The organism is Streptomyces sp. NPDC023481, assembly GCF_055560195.1.
In genome coordinates, this window is record NZ_JBVHJE010000001.1 from 36510 (window position 1) to 50827 (window position 14318).

Annotated in this window: 13 protein-coding genes; 12 read left to right on the forward strand and 1 reads right to left on the reverse strand. The window is 75.3% G+C overall.

Annotated elements, in window-relative coordinates; translation table 11 throughout:
* Nucleotides 1–39 precede the first annotated feature (39 nt).
* From ACZ3ZD_RS00200 to ACZ3ZD_RS00255, 12 genes are all read left to right on the forward strand, one after another.
* A complete protein-coding gene (locus ACZ3ZD_RS00200) occupies nt 40–1494 on the forward strand; it encodes an MFS transporter (protein ID WP_467391882.1) in 1455 nt (484 codons plus the stop codon).
* Between the two features lie 129 nt (nt 1495–1623).
* Nucleotides 1624–2037, forward strand: coding sequence for a DUF3151 domain-containing protein (locus ACZ3ZD_RS00205; RefSeq protein WP_467391884.1), 414 nt, complete (start codon nt 1624–1626; stop codon nt 2035–2037).
* A gap of 152 nt (nt 2038–2189) precedes the next feature.
* Nucleotides 2190–3038, forward strand: a complete 849-nt coding sequence (locus ACZ3ZD_RS00210) for a tryptophan 2,3-dioxygenase family protein (protein WP_467391886.1) — start codon at nt 2190–2192, stop codon at nt 3036–3038.
* A complete protein-coding gene (kynU, locus tag ACZ3ZD_RS00215) occupies nt 3031–4215 on the forward strand; it encodes a kynureninase (RefSeq protein ID WP_467391888.1) in 1185 nt (394 codons plus the stop codon). Before ACZ3ZD_RS00210 ends, kynU begins: the two co-directional genes overlap by 8 nt.
* A 206-nt stretch (nt 4216–4421) precedes the next feature.
* Entirely contained in the window at nt 4422–5309 is an 888-nt protein-coding gene (locus ACZ3ZD_RS00220) for an alpha/beta hydrolase (protein WP_467391890.1), read from the forward strand.
* A 150-nt stretch (nt 5310–5459) separates the two neighbouring features.
* Nucleotides 5460–6575: an alpha/beta hydrolase gene (locus tag ACZ3ZD_RS00225; protein WP_467391892.1), complete on the forward strand. Its 1116-nt coding sequence runs from the start codon at nt 5460–5462 to the stop codon at nt 6573–6575.
* Nucleotides 6568–7788 (forward strand): acyltransferase family protein, encoded by a 1221-nt coding sequence (locus ACZ3ZD_RS00230; protein WP_467391894.1) that lies wholly within the window; start codon nt 6568–6570, stop codon nt 7786–7788. Before ACZ3ZD_RS00225 ends, ACZ3ZD_RS00230 begins: the two co-directional genes overlap by 8 nt.
* Nucleotides 7789–7798: 10 nt before the next feature.
* Nucleotides 7799–9265, forward strand: a complete 1467-nt coding sequence (locus ACZ3ZD_RS00235) for a sensor histidine kinase (RefSeq protein WP_467391896.1) — start codon at nt 7799–7801, stop codon at nt 9263–9265.
* On the forward strand, nt 9262–9951 hold the full coding sequence (locus tag ACZ3ZD_RS00240) for a response regulator (protein ID WP_467391897.1): 690 nt from the start codon (nt 9262–9264) through the stop codon (nt 9949–9951). Before ACZ3ZD_RS00235 ends, ACZ3ZD_RS00240 begins: the two co-directional genes overlap by 4 nt.
* Before the next feature lie 100 nt (nt 9952–10051).
* The gene (locus ACZ3ZD_RS00245; RefSeq protein ID WP_467391899.1) at nt 10052–11431 is read left to right on the forward strand and encodes a sensor histidine kinase; all 1380 of its coding nucleotides are present in this window, start codon (nt 10052–10054) and stop codon (nt 11429–11431) included.
* The gene (locus ACZ3ZD_RS00250; RefSeq protein ID WP_467391901.1) at nt 11428–12087 is read left to right on the forward strand and encodes a response regulator; all 660 of its coding nucleotides are present in this window, start codon (nt 11428–11430) and stop codon (nt 12085–12087) included. Before ACZ3ZD_RS00245 ends, ACZ3ZD_RS00250 begins: the two co-directional genes overlap by 4 nt.
* Before the next feature lie 68 nt (nt 12088–12155).
* A complete protein-coding gene (locus ACZ3ZD_RS00255) occupies nt 12156–13376 on the forward strand; it encodes a cytochrome P450 (protein ID WP_467391903.1) in 1221 nt (406 codons plus the stop codon).
* Here the strand turns inward: ACZ3ZD_RS00255 and ACZ3ZD_RS00260 are convergent, their stop codons facing one another.
* Nucleotides 13377–14249, reverse strand: a complete 873-nt coding sequence (locus ACZ3ZD_RS00260) for a diacylglycerol kinase family protein (RefSeq protein ID WP_467391905.1) — start codon at nt 14247–14249, stop codon at nt 13377–13379.
* Between the last annotated feature and the right edge of the window lie 69 nt (nt 14250–14318).

Below are 14318 nucleotides of genomic sequence, written 5' to 3' on the forward strand. Positions count from 1 at the left end.
GGCTGTCCATGCCGCCGGGCCCGCTGTATACCTGGGGGCATGCCCGACGTCCGGACGGCCTCGCCCCAGGGCAGGTGGATCCTGTTCACCACGGTCCTCGGCTCCGGTATGGCGCTGCTGGACTCCACCGTCGTCAACGTGGCGCTCCCGCGCATCGGCCGCGACCTCGACGCCGACCTCGCCCAGCTGCAGTGGACGGTCAACGCGTACATGGTCACGCTGGCCGGGCTGATCCTCCTGGGCGGCACGCTCGGCGACCGGTACGGCCGGCGCAGGGTGTTCGTGCTGGGCGTGGTGTGGTTCGCCGCCGCGTCCCTGCTGTGCGGACTGTCGCCGAACCCCGCCGTCCTCATCGCCGCGCGCGCCTTGCAGGGCATCGGGGGCGCCCTCCTGACCCCCGGCTCCCTCGCGCTGATCCAGGCGTCCTTCCACCCCGACGACCGCAGCCGCGCGGTGGGCCTGTGGTCCGGTTTCGGCGGTATCGGTGCCGCCGTCGGCCCCTTCCTCGGCGGCTGGCTGGTGGCCGGCCCCGGCTGGCGGTGGGTGTTCCTGCTCAACGTGCCGCTGGCGCTGCTGTGCGTGCCCGTCGCCCTGCGGCACGTACCGGAATCCGCCGACCAGCGCGCCCACGGCCGCTTCGACGTCCTCGGTGCGGGCCTGGGTGCCCTCGCCCTCGCCCTGCTGACGTACGCGCTGATCGAGGCCCGGGGCGGTTCGGTGGCGGTCGCGGTGACCGCGACGCTGGGGCTCGCGGCGGCCGTGGCCTTCGTCCGGGTCGAGCGGCACCGCCCGGACCCGATGCTCCCGCCGCGGATCTTCTCCTCCCGTCAGTTCACCGCGGTCAACCTCGTCACCGTGTGCGTGTACGCGGCCTTCGGCGGCTTCTTCTTCCTCACCGCCCTCCAGCTCCAGGTGGTGGCCGGCTACTCCCCGCCGGCCGCCGGTACGGCGCTGCTGCCCACCACGGCCCTGATGCTGCTGTTCTCCTCCCGCTCCGGCGCTCTCGCCGACCGCACGGGTCCCCGCCTGCCGCTGACGGTGGGCCCCCTGCTCTGCGCGGCGGCGATGCTGCTGATGCTGCGGGTGGGCAAGGGCGCGGACTATCCCACCGAGGTGCTCCCGGCCCTCCTGGTCATGGGCGCCGGCATGGTCACCCTGGTGGCCCCGCTGACCGCCACGGTCCTCGCCTCCGTCGACGCCGGCCGGGCGGGCCTGGCCAGCGGCATCAACAACGCGGCGGCACGGGCGGCGGGCCTGGTGGCGGTGGCGGCGCTGCCGCTGCTCGCGGGGATGGGGCCGGAGGCGTACCGCTCCCCGGCCGCGTTCGACGCGGCGTTCGACCGGGCGATGCCCGTGTGCGCGGGGATGCTCGTGCTGGGGTCGGCCCTGGCGTTCGCCCTGGTCCGCCGGCCGAAGCCCGGCTGTCCGCACCCGGAATGCCTCCCGCACGCGAGCGTGACGGCTCCGCCGCTGGAGGCGGGGGGCGGGGGGTAGGGGCCGGGGCAGAGGGGCAGGGCGGTGTGCCGGCTGCGGGGGAGTCGTGGTGTGTCGCCCAGTTCCCCGCGCTCCCCAGGGGGACCCCGTGCCGAGCCGTCCCCCGCGCCCGTGCGCCAGACTGAGGGCATGTCGATTCACGAGAACCTCCTTGGCGGTCCGCCTCCCACCCACCTGCCCGACGACCCGGAGCCCCGCCAGGCGCTGGCGGGCGGGACCGCGCCCGCGGACGTCGCCGCGCAGCACCCGACCTCGTCGCTCGCCTGGGCCCAGCTGGCCGACGAGGCGTTCGAGCGGGGCGCGGTCGTGGAGTCGTACGCCTACGCCCGTACGGGCTACCACCGCGGCCTGGACGCCCTGCGCCGCAGCGGCTGGAAGGGCCACGGGCCCGTCCCATGGGAGCACGAGCCGAACCGCGGCTTCCTGCGCGCCCTGCACGCCCTCGCCCGCGCCGCGCAGGCCATCGGCGAGCAGGAGGAGTACGAGCGCTGCACGCAGTTCCTGAAGGACTCCTCGCCGACGGCCGCCCAGACCCTGGGCTGACCCGCGGGCGGGACACCGGTGTGGCCCGTCTGGCAGCAGGCGGGCCTTGCCGTACCCCGGGCCATTGCGGAGGATGCGGGGTGGGGACCGGGGCCCCCGTGCCGGCATCGGCAGGGGCGGACCGCTACCCGGAGTGACAACAGGAGACAGCGATGTCCCAACAGGCTCACCCCCCTCACGAGGCCGCTGAGCCCGAGACCCCGAACCTGGATTTCGCGGGGACGACGCCGTACGAGGACTACGTCAGGGCAGACGTCCTCACTCACCTCCAGCACACCCTCTCCGACGACCCCGGAGAGATGGTCTTCCTGGTGACCACCCAGGTCATGGAGTTGTGGTTCACCGTCATCGTGCACGAGTGGGAGACCGCCGCCCGGGCGCTCCGCTCGGACGACGTGCCCACCGCGATCGCCGCGCTGAAGCGCTCCGTGCGGGAGCTGGAGGCCCTGAACGCCTCCTGGAAGCCGCTCGGCCAGCTGACCCCGGCCCAGTTCAACTCCTACCGCAGCGCGCTCGGCGAGGGCTCCGGGTTCCAGTCGGCGATGTACCGGCGCCTGGAGTTCCTGCTCGGCGAGAAGTCCGCCTCCATGCTGGTACCGCACCGCGGCGCGCCCCGCGTCCACGCGGAACTGGAGAAGGCCCTGCACGAGCCCAGCCTGTACGACGAGGTGGTACGGCTCCTCGCGCGCCGCGGCCACGCCGTCCCCGCCTCCGTGCTGCACCGGGACGTCACCGAGCGGTACGAGCCCTCGGAGGCCGTCGAGGCCGCCTGGACCGCCGTCTACGCGGGCGACGAGAGCGACGAGCTGGCCCGGCTCGGCGAGGCGCTCACCGATGTCGGTGAACTGGTCTGGCGCTGGCGCAACGACCACCTGGTCGCCACCCGTCGCGCGATGGGCGCCAAGGCCGGCACCGGCGGCTCCGCCGGTGTGGCCTGGCTGGAGAAGCGCGCCCGGAAGAACGTCTTCCCCGAGCTGTGGACGGCGAGGTCCCATGTCTGAGCTGCCCCCGCTCGCGCGGAAACTGGACGAGGCCGACGAACTCGCGCCCCTGCGGGACCGGTTCGTCCTCGACGACGTCGTGTACCTGGACGGCAACTCCCTGGGCGCCCTGCCCGCGCACGTCCCCGACCGGGTCGCGGACGTCGTCCGCCGCCAGTGGGGCGAACTGCGCATCCGCTCCTGGGAGGAGAGCGGCTGGTGGACGGCGCCCGAGCGGATCGGCGACCGGATCGCCCCGCTGGTCGGCGCGGCGCCAGGACAGATCGTCGTCGGCGACTCGACCAGCGTCAACGTCTTCAAGGCGCTGGTCGCCGCGATCCGCATGGCGGACGACGGCCGGGACGAACTCCTGGTCGACGCCACGACCTTCCCCACGGACGGCTACATCGCCGAGTCGGCGGCCCGGCTGACCGGCCGTACGCTGCGCCCGGTGACCCCGGCCGAGGTGCCGGGGGCGCTGGGCGACCGCACGGCCGCGGTGCTGCTCAACCACGTCGACTACCGCACCGGCCGGCTGCACGACCTCCCGGCGCTCACCGCCGCGGTCCACGCCGCCGGCGCCCTCGCGGTCTGGGACCTGTGCCACAGCGCGGGCGCGCTGCCCGTGGGCCTGGACGAGCACGGCGTCGACCTCGCGGTCGGCTGCACCTACAAGTACCTGAACGGCGGCCCGGGTTCACCGGCGTACCTGTACGTCCGCGAGGGCCTGCAGGACCGCTTCGACTCCCCGCTGCCCGGCTGGAACTCGCACGCCGAGCCCTTCGGCATGAGCCCGTCCTACGTCCCGGCGGCGGGCGCGCCGCGCGGCCGGGTCGGCACGCCGGACATCCTGTCCCTGCTCGCGCTCGAAGCCGCCCTCGACGTCTGGGACGGGGTCTCCGTCGCCGCCGTACGCGCCAAGTCCCTCGCGCTGACGGACTTCTTCCTGCGGTGCGTGGCCGAGTACACCGAGCCCGGCCGGGTGGAGTGCTTGACCCCCGAGGCGCACGCGGAGCGCGGCAGCCAGATCGCCCTGCGCTGCCCGGACGCGGGCGAGGTGATGCGGCGCCTGATCGCCCGGGGCGTGGTGGGCGACTTCCGCCACCCGGACGTCCTCCGCTTCGGCTTCACCCCGCTGTACGTGGGCTTCCGGGACGTGGAGCGGGCCGCCCGGGTGCTGGGGGAGGAGCTGGCCTAGCACCGGCGGTGTCCGCACCGGCGGTGGTGTCCGGGCCCCGTGCCGTCCGGCGCGGGGCTCCGGGCATTCCGCCCACCCGGCCGTTCCCCCCTCACGGTGCGTGACATCCGCGTGTCCCCGCACGTCACCGTGCTGGTACCGTCCCGGCCAACGGCCGATGTGCCACCTGGTCCGCCACACTTGTTCTGTCACTGAGAGGTTGGAGCATGCCGGACGACGCCGCAGCAGCCCGCGCCGCCGCCGAAGAGGAGTCGGCCTTCTCGCACGCGCCGGTCGATCCCGACGCCACGGCCGCGTACGGTGACCACCCCGACCAGGTGATCGACTTCTACGCTCCCCGCTCCGGCCCGGACTCCGCCCCCGCCCCGCTGGTGGTGGTCCTGCACGGCGGAGCCTGGCGGGCCCGCTACGGCCGCCGGCACATCACGCCCTTCGCGGACTTCCTGGCCCGCCGGGGGTTCGCGGTGGCGAACGTGGAGTACCGGCGGGGTGGTGGTGCCGAAGACACCGACGGCACCGACGGGACGCCGGCGGCCGGTCGCTGGCCCGACACCTTCGACGACATCGCGGCGGCCCTGGACGCCCTGCCCGCGCTGGTCCGCGAGGCGCTGCCGCGGGCGGACCCCCGTCGTACGGTCCTGACCGGCCACTCGGCGGGCGGCCACCTGGCGCTGTGGGCGGCGGCCCGCCATGTCCTGCCCGCGGACGCCGCCTGGCGCACGGACGGCCCGGCGTCGCTGCGCGGTGTCGTCGCGCTCGCCCCGATCGCGGACTTCGAGGTCGCGGAGAAGCTGGACGTCTGCGGGCACGCGGCCCTGCAACTCCTCGGCGGGCAGGACGGGTTCGTCCCCCGCCGCCCGTACGCGGACCCGGTGCTGCTGCTGCCGACGGGCATCGCCACGACCCTGGTGCAGGGGCGTGCCGACCTGGAGGTGCCGCAGCAGGTGGCCGAGTCGTACGCGGAGGCGGCGGCGAAGGCGGGGGAGGTGGTCGGGCTGACGCTGCTGGAGGGCGTGGGCCACTTCCCGCTCATCGACCCGGCGGCCGACGCGTGCGCGGTGGTGGCGGAGGAGATCGCCCAACTGGCTTGGTAGCACCGGGGGTCGTGCACCCCTGTGCTACCCGTAGTACCTGAGAGCCACCCCGCGGGACGGCTCCCTGGCGGGACGCCGACGACCGCCCCCGCTCCGTAACTTCCTTTCCAGTCAGGCCCACCACCCGGGCCCGCGGAAAGGAAGCCACCCATGGGGCACCCCCCTCCCAGCCGACCCCGACCCGCCCCGGCGCCCTTCCCGCCCGCGTCCGGTGACTCCTCGTACCGCCCGGCGCCCGCGCTGCCCCGGCCCGGCGGCCCGTCGTACCGCCCGGCGCCGGCAACCCACTCGCACCCGGCGCTCCACTCGCACCCGGCGACCCACTCGCCCCCGGCACCCCGCCGCCTCCGGGCCCTCCTGCCCGCGCTTGTCGTCGCCGCCCTGGTGGTGCCCCTCGTCGGCGCGGCCCGCCCCGGGATTCCCGCCCCGCCGCCGGCCGCCGGCGCCGGCACCCTGTCCGCCACCTACGAGGCGAACCGGGAGAACGCCGGTGAGGCGGCCCGTATGGCCGCCGCCGACGGTGACACCCGCCGGGCCGCGGCGGACCGCGCCCTCGCCTCGCCGTCCCGGCGGCTCCTCGCTTTCGACGGCCGGGGAGCGGGCCAGGCCACCGAGGTCCTCGGCGACCTGGTCCACGCCCGGCACATCGCCGTACTGGTCCCCGGCTCGGACACCTCCCTGGACACCTACAGCCGCTTCCGCCGGGCCGCCACCTCCCTGTACCGGGAAGCCACCCGGCACGACCCGCACGTCGCCCTCGTCGCCTGGCTCGGCTACGAGACCCCGGCCACCGTCAGCACCACCGTGACCACGGCCACCCGCGCCGACCAGGCCGCCCCCCGCCTGCGCGCCCTCCTCCGCCGGCTGCACACCCTGGCCCCCGCGGGCGCGCACTTCTCCGTTCTGTGCCACTCCTACGGCTCCGTGGTCTGCGGCCGGGCCGCCCCCGGTCTGGACGCGGACGACATGGCCCTGGTCGGCAGCCCCGGCACCACCGCGGACTCCGCCGCCGCCCTGCACACCCGCGCCCGGGTCTGGGCGGCCCGCGGCACCGGCGACTGGGTGGCGGACGTCCCGCACGTCCGTGCCGGCCTGTTCGGCACCACCGTCGGCTTCGGCACCGACCCCGTCTCCCCCGCCTTCGGCGCGAGGGTCTTCGACGCGGCCGGCGCCGACCACAGCGGCTACTTCACCCCGGGTTCGGCCTCCCTCGCCAACCTCGCCCGGATCACCCTCGAAACCCCCGCGGAGGTCACCCGTGGCTGAGCCCACCCCGAAGCCGACCCCCGGCCCCCGCGGCCCGCACGCGCTCCGCCGGGCCGCCCGCCGCGTGGACGCCGCCACCCCCGCCTCCCGCGACCGCGCGGTCGACGCCCTGCGGGCCGGGGCGATCCTCGGTGTCGTCCTCGGCCACTGGCTGGTCACCGCCCTGGTCGCGCGGGACGGCGCGCTGCGCACGGCGAGCCCGTTGCAGCACATGCCCTGGCTGGTCCCCCTCTCCTGGCTGTTCCAGACCCTGGCCGTGTTCTTCCTGGTCGGCGGCCAGGTGGCGACCCGCTCCCTGGCCTCGGCCCGGGCGAGGGGCGATTCCTACGCCGACTGGCTGCGGGCCCGCCTGACCCGTCTGCTCCGCCCGGTCGCCGCCCTCCTCACCCTGTGGACGGTGGTGGCCGCCGCACTGCTGCTCACCGGCGCGCCCCTGGAGACCGTCCACACCCTGGTGGAACTGGCGCTGTCCCCGCTGTGGTTCCTGCTGGTCCTCGTCGCGCTGACGGCCGTCACCCCGCTCGCCGCCCGCCTGCACCCGCTGTGGCCGCTCGCCGTCGTCCTGCACGTGGATCTGCTCCGCTTCGGCCTGCACCTCGGCCCGTCCTGGCTCGGCTGGCTGAACCTGGCCGCCGGCTGGCTGGTCCCCTACACCCTGGGCGCGGCCTGGGCCCGGGGCGAACTGCGCAGCCGGCGCTCGGCGTGGGCCCTGCTCCTAGGCGGTACGGCGGCCACCGCGGCCCTCGTCGGGTGGGCGGGCTACCCGGCGTCCATGGTCGGCGTCCCCGGCAGCGCGATCTCCAACCTGAACCCGCCGACCCTGGCGGCCGTCACGTTCGGCCTGGCCCAGTGCGGACTGGCGCTGCTGCTGCGGGACCGGCTGCGCCGGGCGCTGGGCCGCCCGCCGGTGTGGGCGGCGGTGGCCCTCGTCAACCTCTCGGCGATGACGATCTTCCTCTGGCACCAGACGGCCATGATGGCCGTGACGGCCACGGGTCTCCTGTTCGGCCGCCTGCCCGGCCTGCACACCCCGCCCGACTCCCCGGCCTGGGTGGCGTACCGGCTCGCCTGGCTGCCCGTGTTCCTGTCGGCGCTGGTCGTGTGCCGGGCGGCCTTCCGCCACCACGAACAGGGCCCGCGCCGCCTCCGTACGCGCCGGTCCCGGGTGGTCCACCGCCACCTCCCGCCGACGAAGTCCGCCCACCATGCCTAAGGTTGGCCTCGTGACGCCCGCGGACCCGAGCCCCGACACCGCCCCCGCCGAGGACCCGCGGCTCCCGTCCGGCGACTCCGGCCGGCTTCCGTCCGGCGACACAGGCCCGCTCCCGTCCGGCGACACCGGCCGCTTCCGCCTGCGCCGCCTGCGCGCCTGGCTGGGCGAGACGCCCGCCCCGCCCTCGCCGCCGTTCTCCCGGTACCGCTGGGTCCGCCTCCTCGTCTATCTGCTGCTGGCCTACGCGGCCCTGGCCATCGCCCTCGCCGGCGGTGTCGACGTCTCGCAGTCGTACGGCCTCGCCACCCCCGTCGCCCTGCTCACCACCTCCCTCCAGGGCGCCGCCGTCATGCTGGCCGTACGGCGTCCCGTGCCCGCCTGGGCGGTCTCCCTGACCGCCGCCGCCGTCACCGCCCTGCTGGCCCGCCCCCACCTGGTGTCCCTCACGTCGTCCGGCCCCAACTGGCCCTGGTCGACGGCCGCGCTGCTGGCCCACACGGCCGTCCTGCTGCTCGTCGCGCTGCGCGTGCGGCCGGCCGGCACGGTGACCGTGTTCGCCGTGACCACCCTGGTGACCTACGTCCTCGAAACCGGCCTGGCGGCCGGGCACTACTCCGGCACCGGCGCGGTCGCCGTCGGCGTGTTCGCCGTCGCCGCGGCGATCGGCGGCGTCCTGCGCAGCCGCCAGCAGGCCCGCAGGGAACTGGTGCAGCAGACGACGATCACCGCCGAGGAACGGGCCCGCCGCACCCTGCTGGAGGAGCGCAACCGGATCGCCCGCGAGCTGCACGACGTGGTCGCCCACCACATGTCGGTGATCTCCATCCAGGCCCAGGTCGCCCCCCACCTGGTGCAGGACCCCTCCGAGGAGCTGCTGGAGAACCTCACCGGCATCCGCGGCAACGCCCTGGAGGCGCTCACCGAGCTGCGCCGGGTGCTCGGCGTGCTGCGCTCCGAGAACCCCGAGGACCCCTACGGCACGGGCGCCCCCGGTACCGGAGCGGCCCCCGACGCCCCCCAGCCCACCCTGGCCCGGCTCGACGCGCTGATCGAGAACACCCGCGCGGCCGGGCTGGACGTGAGCGCGCACGTCGTCGGCGCGGTCCGGCCGTACGCTCCCGGGGTGGAGCTGTCGGCGTACCGCATCGTGCAGGAGGCGCTGAGCAACGCCCTGCGGCACGCGCCGGGTTCCCGGGTGCGCGTCGAGGTCGGGCACCTGGCGAACGGCCTGCGCCTGACGGTGACCAACTCCCCGCCCCGGCACCCCGTCCCGCCCTCCCCGGGCGCCGGACACGGGCTGCTCGGCATGCGGGAGCGGGCGGCGATGCTCGGCGGCCACGTCCGCGCGGAGGGCACCCCTGGCGGCGGCTTCAGCGTCACGGCCTTCCTCCCCGGGGACGGCGCCACCGCCTTCCTCCCCGGGGACGGCGCCCCGACCCCGCCCGACCAGCCCCCGACAGGAGACGAGAGCGCATGACGAGCGGTACCGGCAGCATCCGGGTCCTCATCGCCGACGACCAGGAGATGGTGCGGCAGGGCTTCACCGTGCTGCTGAACACCCAGCCCGGCATCGAGGTGGTCGGGCAGGCGGTGCACGGCCGGGACGCGATCGCCCGCACGGCCGAACTGGTACCGGACGTGGTGCTGATGGACGTCCGGATGCCGGAACTCGGCGGCATCGAGGCGACCCGCCGGATCACCGAGGACCACCCCGCCGTCCGCGTGCTGGTGCTGACGACGTTCGACCTGGACGAGTACGTGTACGACGCCCTGCGCGCGGGCGCCTCCGGCTTCCTGCTCAAGGACGCCTCCGCGGACAAGCTGGCCGAGGCGGTCCGGGTGGTGGCCGCGGGCGACGCCCTCCTGGCCCCCGGCATCACCCGCCGGCTCCTCGCCGAGTTCTCCCGCCTGGACAGGGGCGGCAGCGGCGGCCGCGCCCCGCTCAAGCGGCGCGTCGGCGACCTCACCGAGCGGGAGACGGAGGTGCTGGCGCTGATCGCGCAGGGCCTGTCGAACGCGGAGATCGCCGAGCGGCTGGTCGTGGCCGAGCAGACCGTGAAGACCCACGTGGGCCGCATCCTGGTCAAGCTGGGCCTGCGCGACCGCACCCAGGCGGCGGTGTTCGCCTACGAGTCGGGCGTGGTCCGGCCCGGCGGCCGCTGACCCCTACGGGCGGCCCCGCACGTAGTACCTGAGGGGGACGGGTCAGGACCCTTCTCCAAGGGGACGACCGCGCGCCCGGCGCGCGCCTACCGTTTCCCCTGTGATCGAGACGACCCAGACGCAGCCGACGCCGCCGGACGGCACGTTCGAGCCGTACCGGCCGCGCAGCCCCGAGTTCCACGCGGCCGCGGGCGCCCTGCGCGGGCTGCGGCAGGACCTGTTCCGGCAGGCCTTCGCCTACCGGCCGCTGCCCGGCAGGCCGGTGGACGGCCCCCTGACCCGCCGTCTGCCCCCGCGGATGCGGGGTTACGCGGCCTGGATCCCGCACGCCGTGGTGGCGGCCGGCGCGGTCGTGGCGATGCTCGCGGGCGTGACGGGCTCGGACGCCGGCCGGGGGAACCCGCTGTGCGGGGTGCTCGCCCTGGTGCCGGTGCTGCTGACCCTGGTGCGTCCGGTCGGCGCGTTCTGGCTGTCGTTCGCGGCGACGGCGGCCACCGCCCTCCTCGGCAGCAGCTGGGGCGACTGGCCCTGGCTGCCGGGCAGCTTCGTCTCCCACCTGCTGGTGCTCACGATCGTCGCGATCCGCACCCGCCCGCGCACGGCGGCCTGGATGTGGCTGCTGACCGCGCTGTACGGCTTCCTCGCGGAGGGCGCCTTCGGCAGCGGCCACTACTACGAGACCGACACCGCCGCCATGCTGATGGTGTCCGCGCTGGTCCTGCTGGTCGTCACGGTCCGCCACATCCACCGGCAGGCCGAGCGGGAGGTGACCGCCCAGCAGACGGTGACCGAGCACGAGCGTTCGCGGCGGACCCTGCTGGAGGAGCGCACCACGATCGCCCGGGAACTGCACGACGTGGTCGCCCACCACATGTCGGTGGTCGCCATCCAGGCGGAGGCCGCCCCCTACCGGGTGGAGAACCCGCCGCCGGAGCTGGAGAAGGCGTTCGCCACCATCCGGGAGAACGCGGTGGCGGCCCTGACCGAACTGCGCCGGGTCCTCGGCGTGGTCCGTGCCGCCGACCACGCGGCCCCGGACGCCCCGCAGCCCACCCTGGCCGACCTGGACGGCCTGCTGGCCAACGTGCGCGAGGCGGGCCTGCCGGTGGACAAGGCGGTGACCGGCGCGGTGCGCGAACTGCCGCAGGGGGTGGAGCTGTCGGCGTACCGGATCGTGCAGGAGGCGCTCAGCAACACCCTGCGGCACGCCCCGGGCGCCACCGCCCGGGTCGAGATCGGGTACGTCCTCGGCGGCCTGGGCCTGCGCGTCGTCAACGGCCCGCCGCCGGCCCCGCGCCTGGTGAAGCCCTCGCCCGGTGCCGGGCACGGGATCACGGGCATGCGGGAGCGCGTCTCGATGCTCGACGGCGAGATGACGGCGGCCCCCACGGCCGAGGGCGGCTACGAGGTGACGGTGTTCCTGCCGGTGCCGGTGCCGGTGCCGGTGTCTGCGGCGCCTGGGATCGAGGACGGGTCATGACGATCCGCGTCCTGGTCGCCGACGACCAGATGATGGTCCGCGAGGGCTTCTCGGTGCTGCTGAACGCGATGCCGGACATGGAGGTCGTCGGCGAGGCGGTCAACGGCCGCCAGGCGGTCGAGCGGGTCCGGGAGCTGTCCCCGGACGTCGTCCTGATGGACATCCGCATGCCGGAACTGAACGGCATCGAGGCGACCCGGGAGATCGTCGCCGCCGACGGCACGGCGAAGGTGCTGGTGCTGACGACGTTCGACCTGGACGAGTACGTGTACCAGGCACTGCGCGCCGGCGCCTCGGGCTTTCTGCTCAAGGACGCCTCGGCCCGCCAACTGGCCGACGGCGTCCGGGTGGTGGCGTCCGGCGAGGCACTCCTGGCCCCCTCGGTCACCCGGCGCCTGATCACCGAGTTCTCCCGCCTGGCGGACACCTCCCGCCGCATGCCGACGACGGCCTACGGCGAACTGACCGAACGCGAGACGGAGGTGCTGGCCCTCATCGCCCAGGGCCTGTCCAACGCGGAGATCGCCGGCCACCTGGTGGTGGCGGAGTCCACCATCAAAACCCACGTCAGCCGCATCCTGGTCAAACTGGGCCTGAGAGACCGCACCCAGGCAGCGATCTTCGCCTACGAGTCCCGCCTGGTGACACCGGGCTGACCGCCGGCCACCCGCACCCGGCCGGGCTGCCCCTGGTCAGGGGGCGGACGGCGCGCTAGCGTCCCCGCATGGGTGGACCTCGTGACCTCGCGTTCGATCCCTGGGACCCGGCGTTCGTCGCCGACCCGTACCCGGCCTACGCCGAGCTGCGGGCTCGCGGACGGGTGGTCCGGTACGAGCCGACCGACCAGTGGCTGGTCCCGCACCACGCGGACGTCTCGGCGCTGCTGCGGGACCGCCGGCTGGGCCGGACGTACCAGCACCGGTTCACCCACGAGGACTTCGGCCGCACCCCGCCCCCGCCGGAGCACGAGCCGTTCCACACCCTCAACGACCACGGCATGCTCGACCTGGAGCCGCCGGACCACACCCGGATCCGGCGCCTGGTGTCGAAGGCGTTCACCCCGCGCACGGTGGAGCGGCTGCGGCCGTACGTCCACGGGCTGGCGGACGACCTGGTGGCCGCCCTGGTCGCGGAGGGCGGCGGTGATCTGCTCACGGACGTGGCGGAGCCGCTGCCGGTGGCCGTGATCGCCGAGATGCTGGGCATCCCCCAGGCGGACCGGGCCCTGCTGCGCCCCTGGTCGGCGGCCATCTGCGGAATGTACGAGCTGAACCCGTCCGAGGAGACCGCGGCCCGCGCGGTCCGGGCGTCCGTGGAGTTCTCCGACTGCCTGCGCGAGCTGATCGCCGCCCGCCGCAAGGACCCCGGGGACGATCTGATCTCCGGCCTGATCGCGGCCCACGACGCGGGCGACCGCCTCACGGAGCAGGAGATGATCTCCACGGCGGTCCTGCTGCTCAACGCGGGCCACGAGGCGACGGTCAACGCCACGGTGAACGGCTGGTGGGCGCTGCTGCGCAACCCCGCCCAGCTGGCGCTCCTGCGCGGCGACCACTCCCTGGTCCCGTCCGCGGTCGAGGAGCTGATGCGGTACGACACCCCGCTCCAGCTCTTCGAGCGCTGGGTGCTGGACGACATCGAGATCGACGGCACGACCATCCCCAGGGGTTCCGAGATCGCCATGCTCTTCGGCTCGGCCAACCACGACCCGGCGGTCTTCACCGACCCCGCCCGGCTGGACCTCGCCCGGAAGGACAACCCGCACATCTCCTTCAGCGCGGGCATCCACTACTGCATCGGCGCCCCCCTGGCCCGTATGGAGCTGGCGGCGTCCATGACGGCCCTCCTCCGGCAGGCCCCGACCCTGGCCCTGGCCCGGGAGCCGCGACGCAAGCCGAACTTCGTCATCCGGGGCCTGGAGGGGCTGACCGTCGAGGTGCGCTGATCACCCGCCCGGCCGGCCGGGGCCGGGCACCGGGCCGGGAGGCGCGGCACGGGGCAGGGTGAGGGCCCACGCCCCCGCCAGCACCCGCCAGGTCCGGCGCCGTACCGGGCCCGAGACCGACGCGTCCGCGCGGTAGCGGAAGTCCGTTCCCGTGACCGTCACCGTGTGCCCGCGGGCCAGCAGCGGGGTGGCCTCCGCGCCCACCGACAGGGGCCGTACCTCCACCGAGGCCGTCCCGGTCCGGCCCGGCGTCACCGACACCGCCTCCACCGGCTGGTCCAGGTCCACCACCGTCTCCCCGTCCACCTCCACCCGCAGCCGGGTCACCCGCGGGGACGGTACGGCGGACAGCCGGGCGGGGCGGGGGGCGAGGGTGCGGACCAGGGAGCGGTACCAGGGCCGGTCCAGGGCGACCGGGACCGGCGTGACGGCGGCCGGCCGGGCCGGCGGAATGCCCAGCGCGCCCAGCACGACCCCGTCGCTGTCGTCCACCAGCAGGTCCAGGCGCCGCTCGGCGCCGTCCAGGACCGCCCGGGCCGCCGCCACCGTCCCGCAGGGCACCCCGAGGGACTCGGCGAGCACGGTGTCGCCCACCGGGACCACCGCCAGCGCGCACCCGGCCAGCTCCCGCTGCCGGTGCAGCAGGGCGACGGCCCGCGCCAGCGCCCGGTCGTCGCCGATCACCACCGGCCGCCGCGAGCCCCTCCGGCCGAGCGCGCGGGCGAATTCCTCCGGCCCGTCCGGGAGGCACACCTTCGCGGCCGCACCCGCGCTGAGCACGTCTTTCGCGATCCGGACGGACTCCGCGTCCGTATGCCGGGCCGCCGGATCGATGATCACCAGCAGCTGATCGGACGTCGCGAAAGTCGCCACCTCGGTCCTGCCTCGCTTCCTCGGGTAGCATCTTTGTGCAAGAGCCCCTTGCGCTATTGCGCCAGGGGC

Coding starts and splice junctions, on each gene's coding strand:
- ACZ3ZD_RS00200 (WP_467391882.1), top strand. CDS start 40: ATGCCCGACGTCCGGACGGCCTCGCCCCAGGGCAGGTGGATCCTGTTC.
- ACZ3ZD_RS00205 (WP_467391884.1), top strand. CDS start 1,624: ATGTCGATTCACGAGAACCTCCTTGGCGGTCCGCCTCCCACCCACCTG.
- ACZ3ZD_RS00210 (WP_467391886.1), top strand. CDS start 2,190: ATGTCCCAACAGGCTCACCCCCCTCACGAGGCCGCTGAGCCCGAGACC.
- kynU (WP_467391888.1), top strand. CDS start 3,031: ATGTCTGAGCTGCCCCCGCTCGCGCGGAAACTGGACGAGGCCGACGAA.
- ACZ3ZD_RS00220 (WP_467391890.1), top strand. CDS start 4,422: ATGCCGGACGACGCCGCAGCAGCCCGCGCCGCCGCCGAAGAGGAGTCG.
- ACZ3ZD_RS00225 (WP_467391892.1), top strand. CDS start 5,460: ATGGGGCACCCCCCTCCCAGCCGACCCCGACCCGCCCCGGCGCCCTTC.
- ACZ3ZD_RS00240 (WP_467391897.1), top strand. CDS start 9,262: ATGACGAGCGGTACCGGCAGCATCCGGGTCCTCATCGCCGACGACCAG.
- ACZ3ZD_RS00250 (WP_467391901.1), top strand. CDS start 11,428: ATGACGATCCGCGTCCTGGTCGCCGACGACCAGATGATGGTCCGCGAG.
- ACZ3ZD_RS00255 (WP_467391903.1), top strand. CDS start 12,156: ATGGGTGGACCTCGTGACCTCGCGTTCGATCCCTGGGACCCGGCGTTC.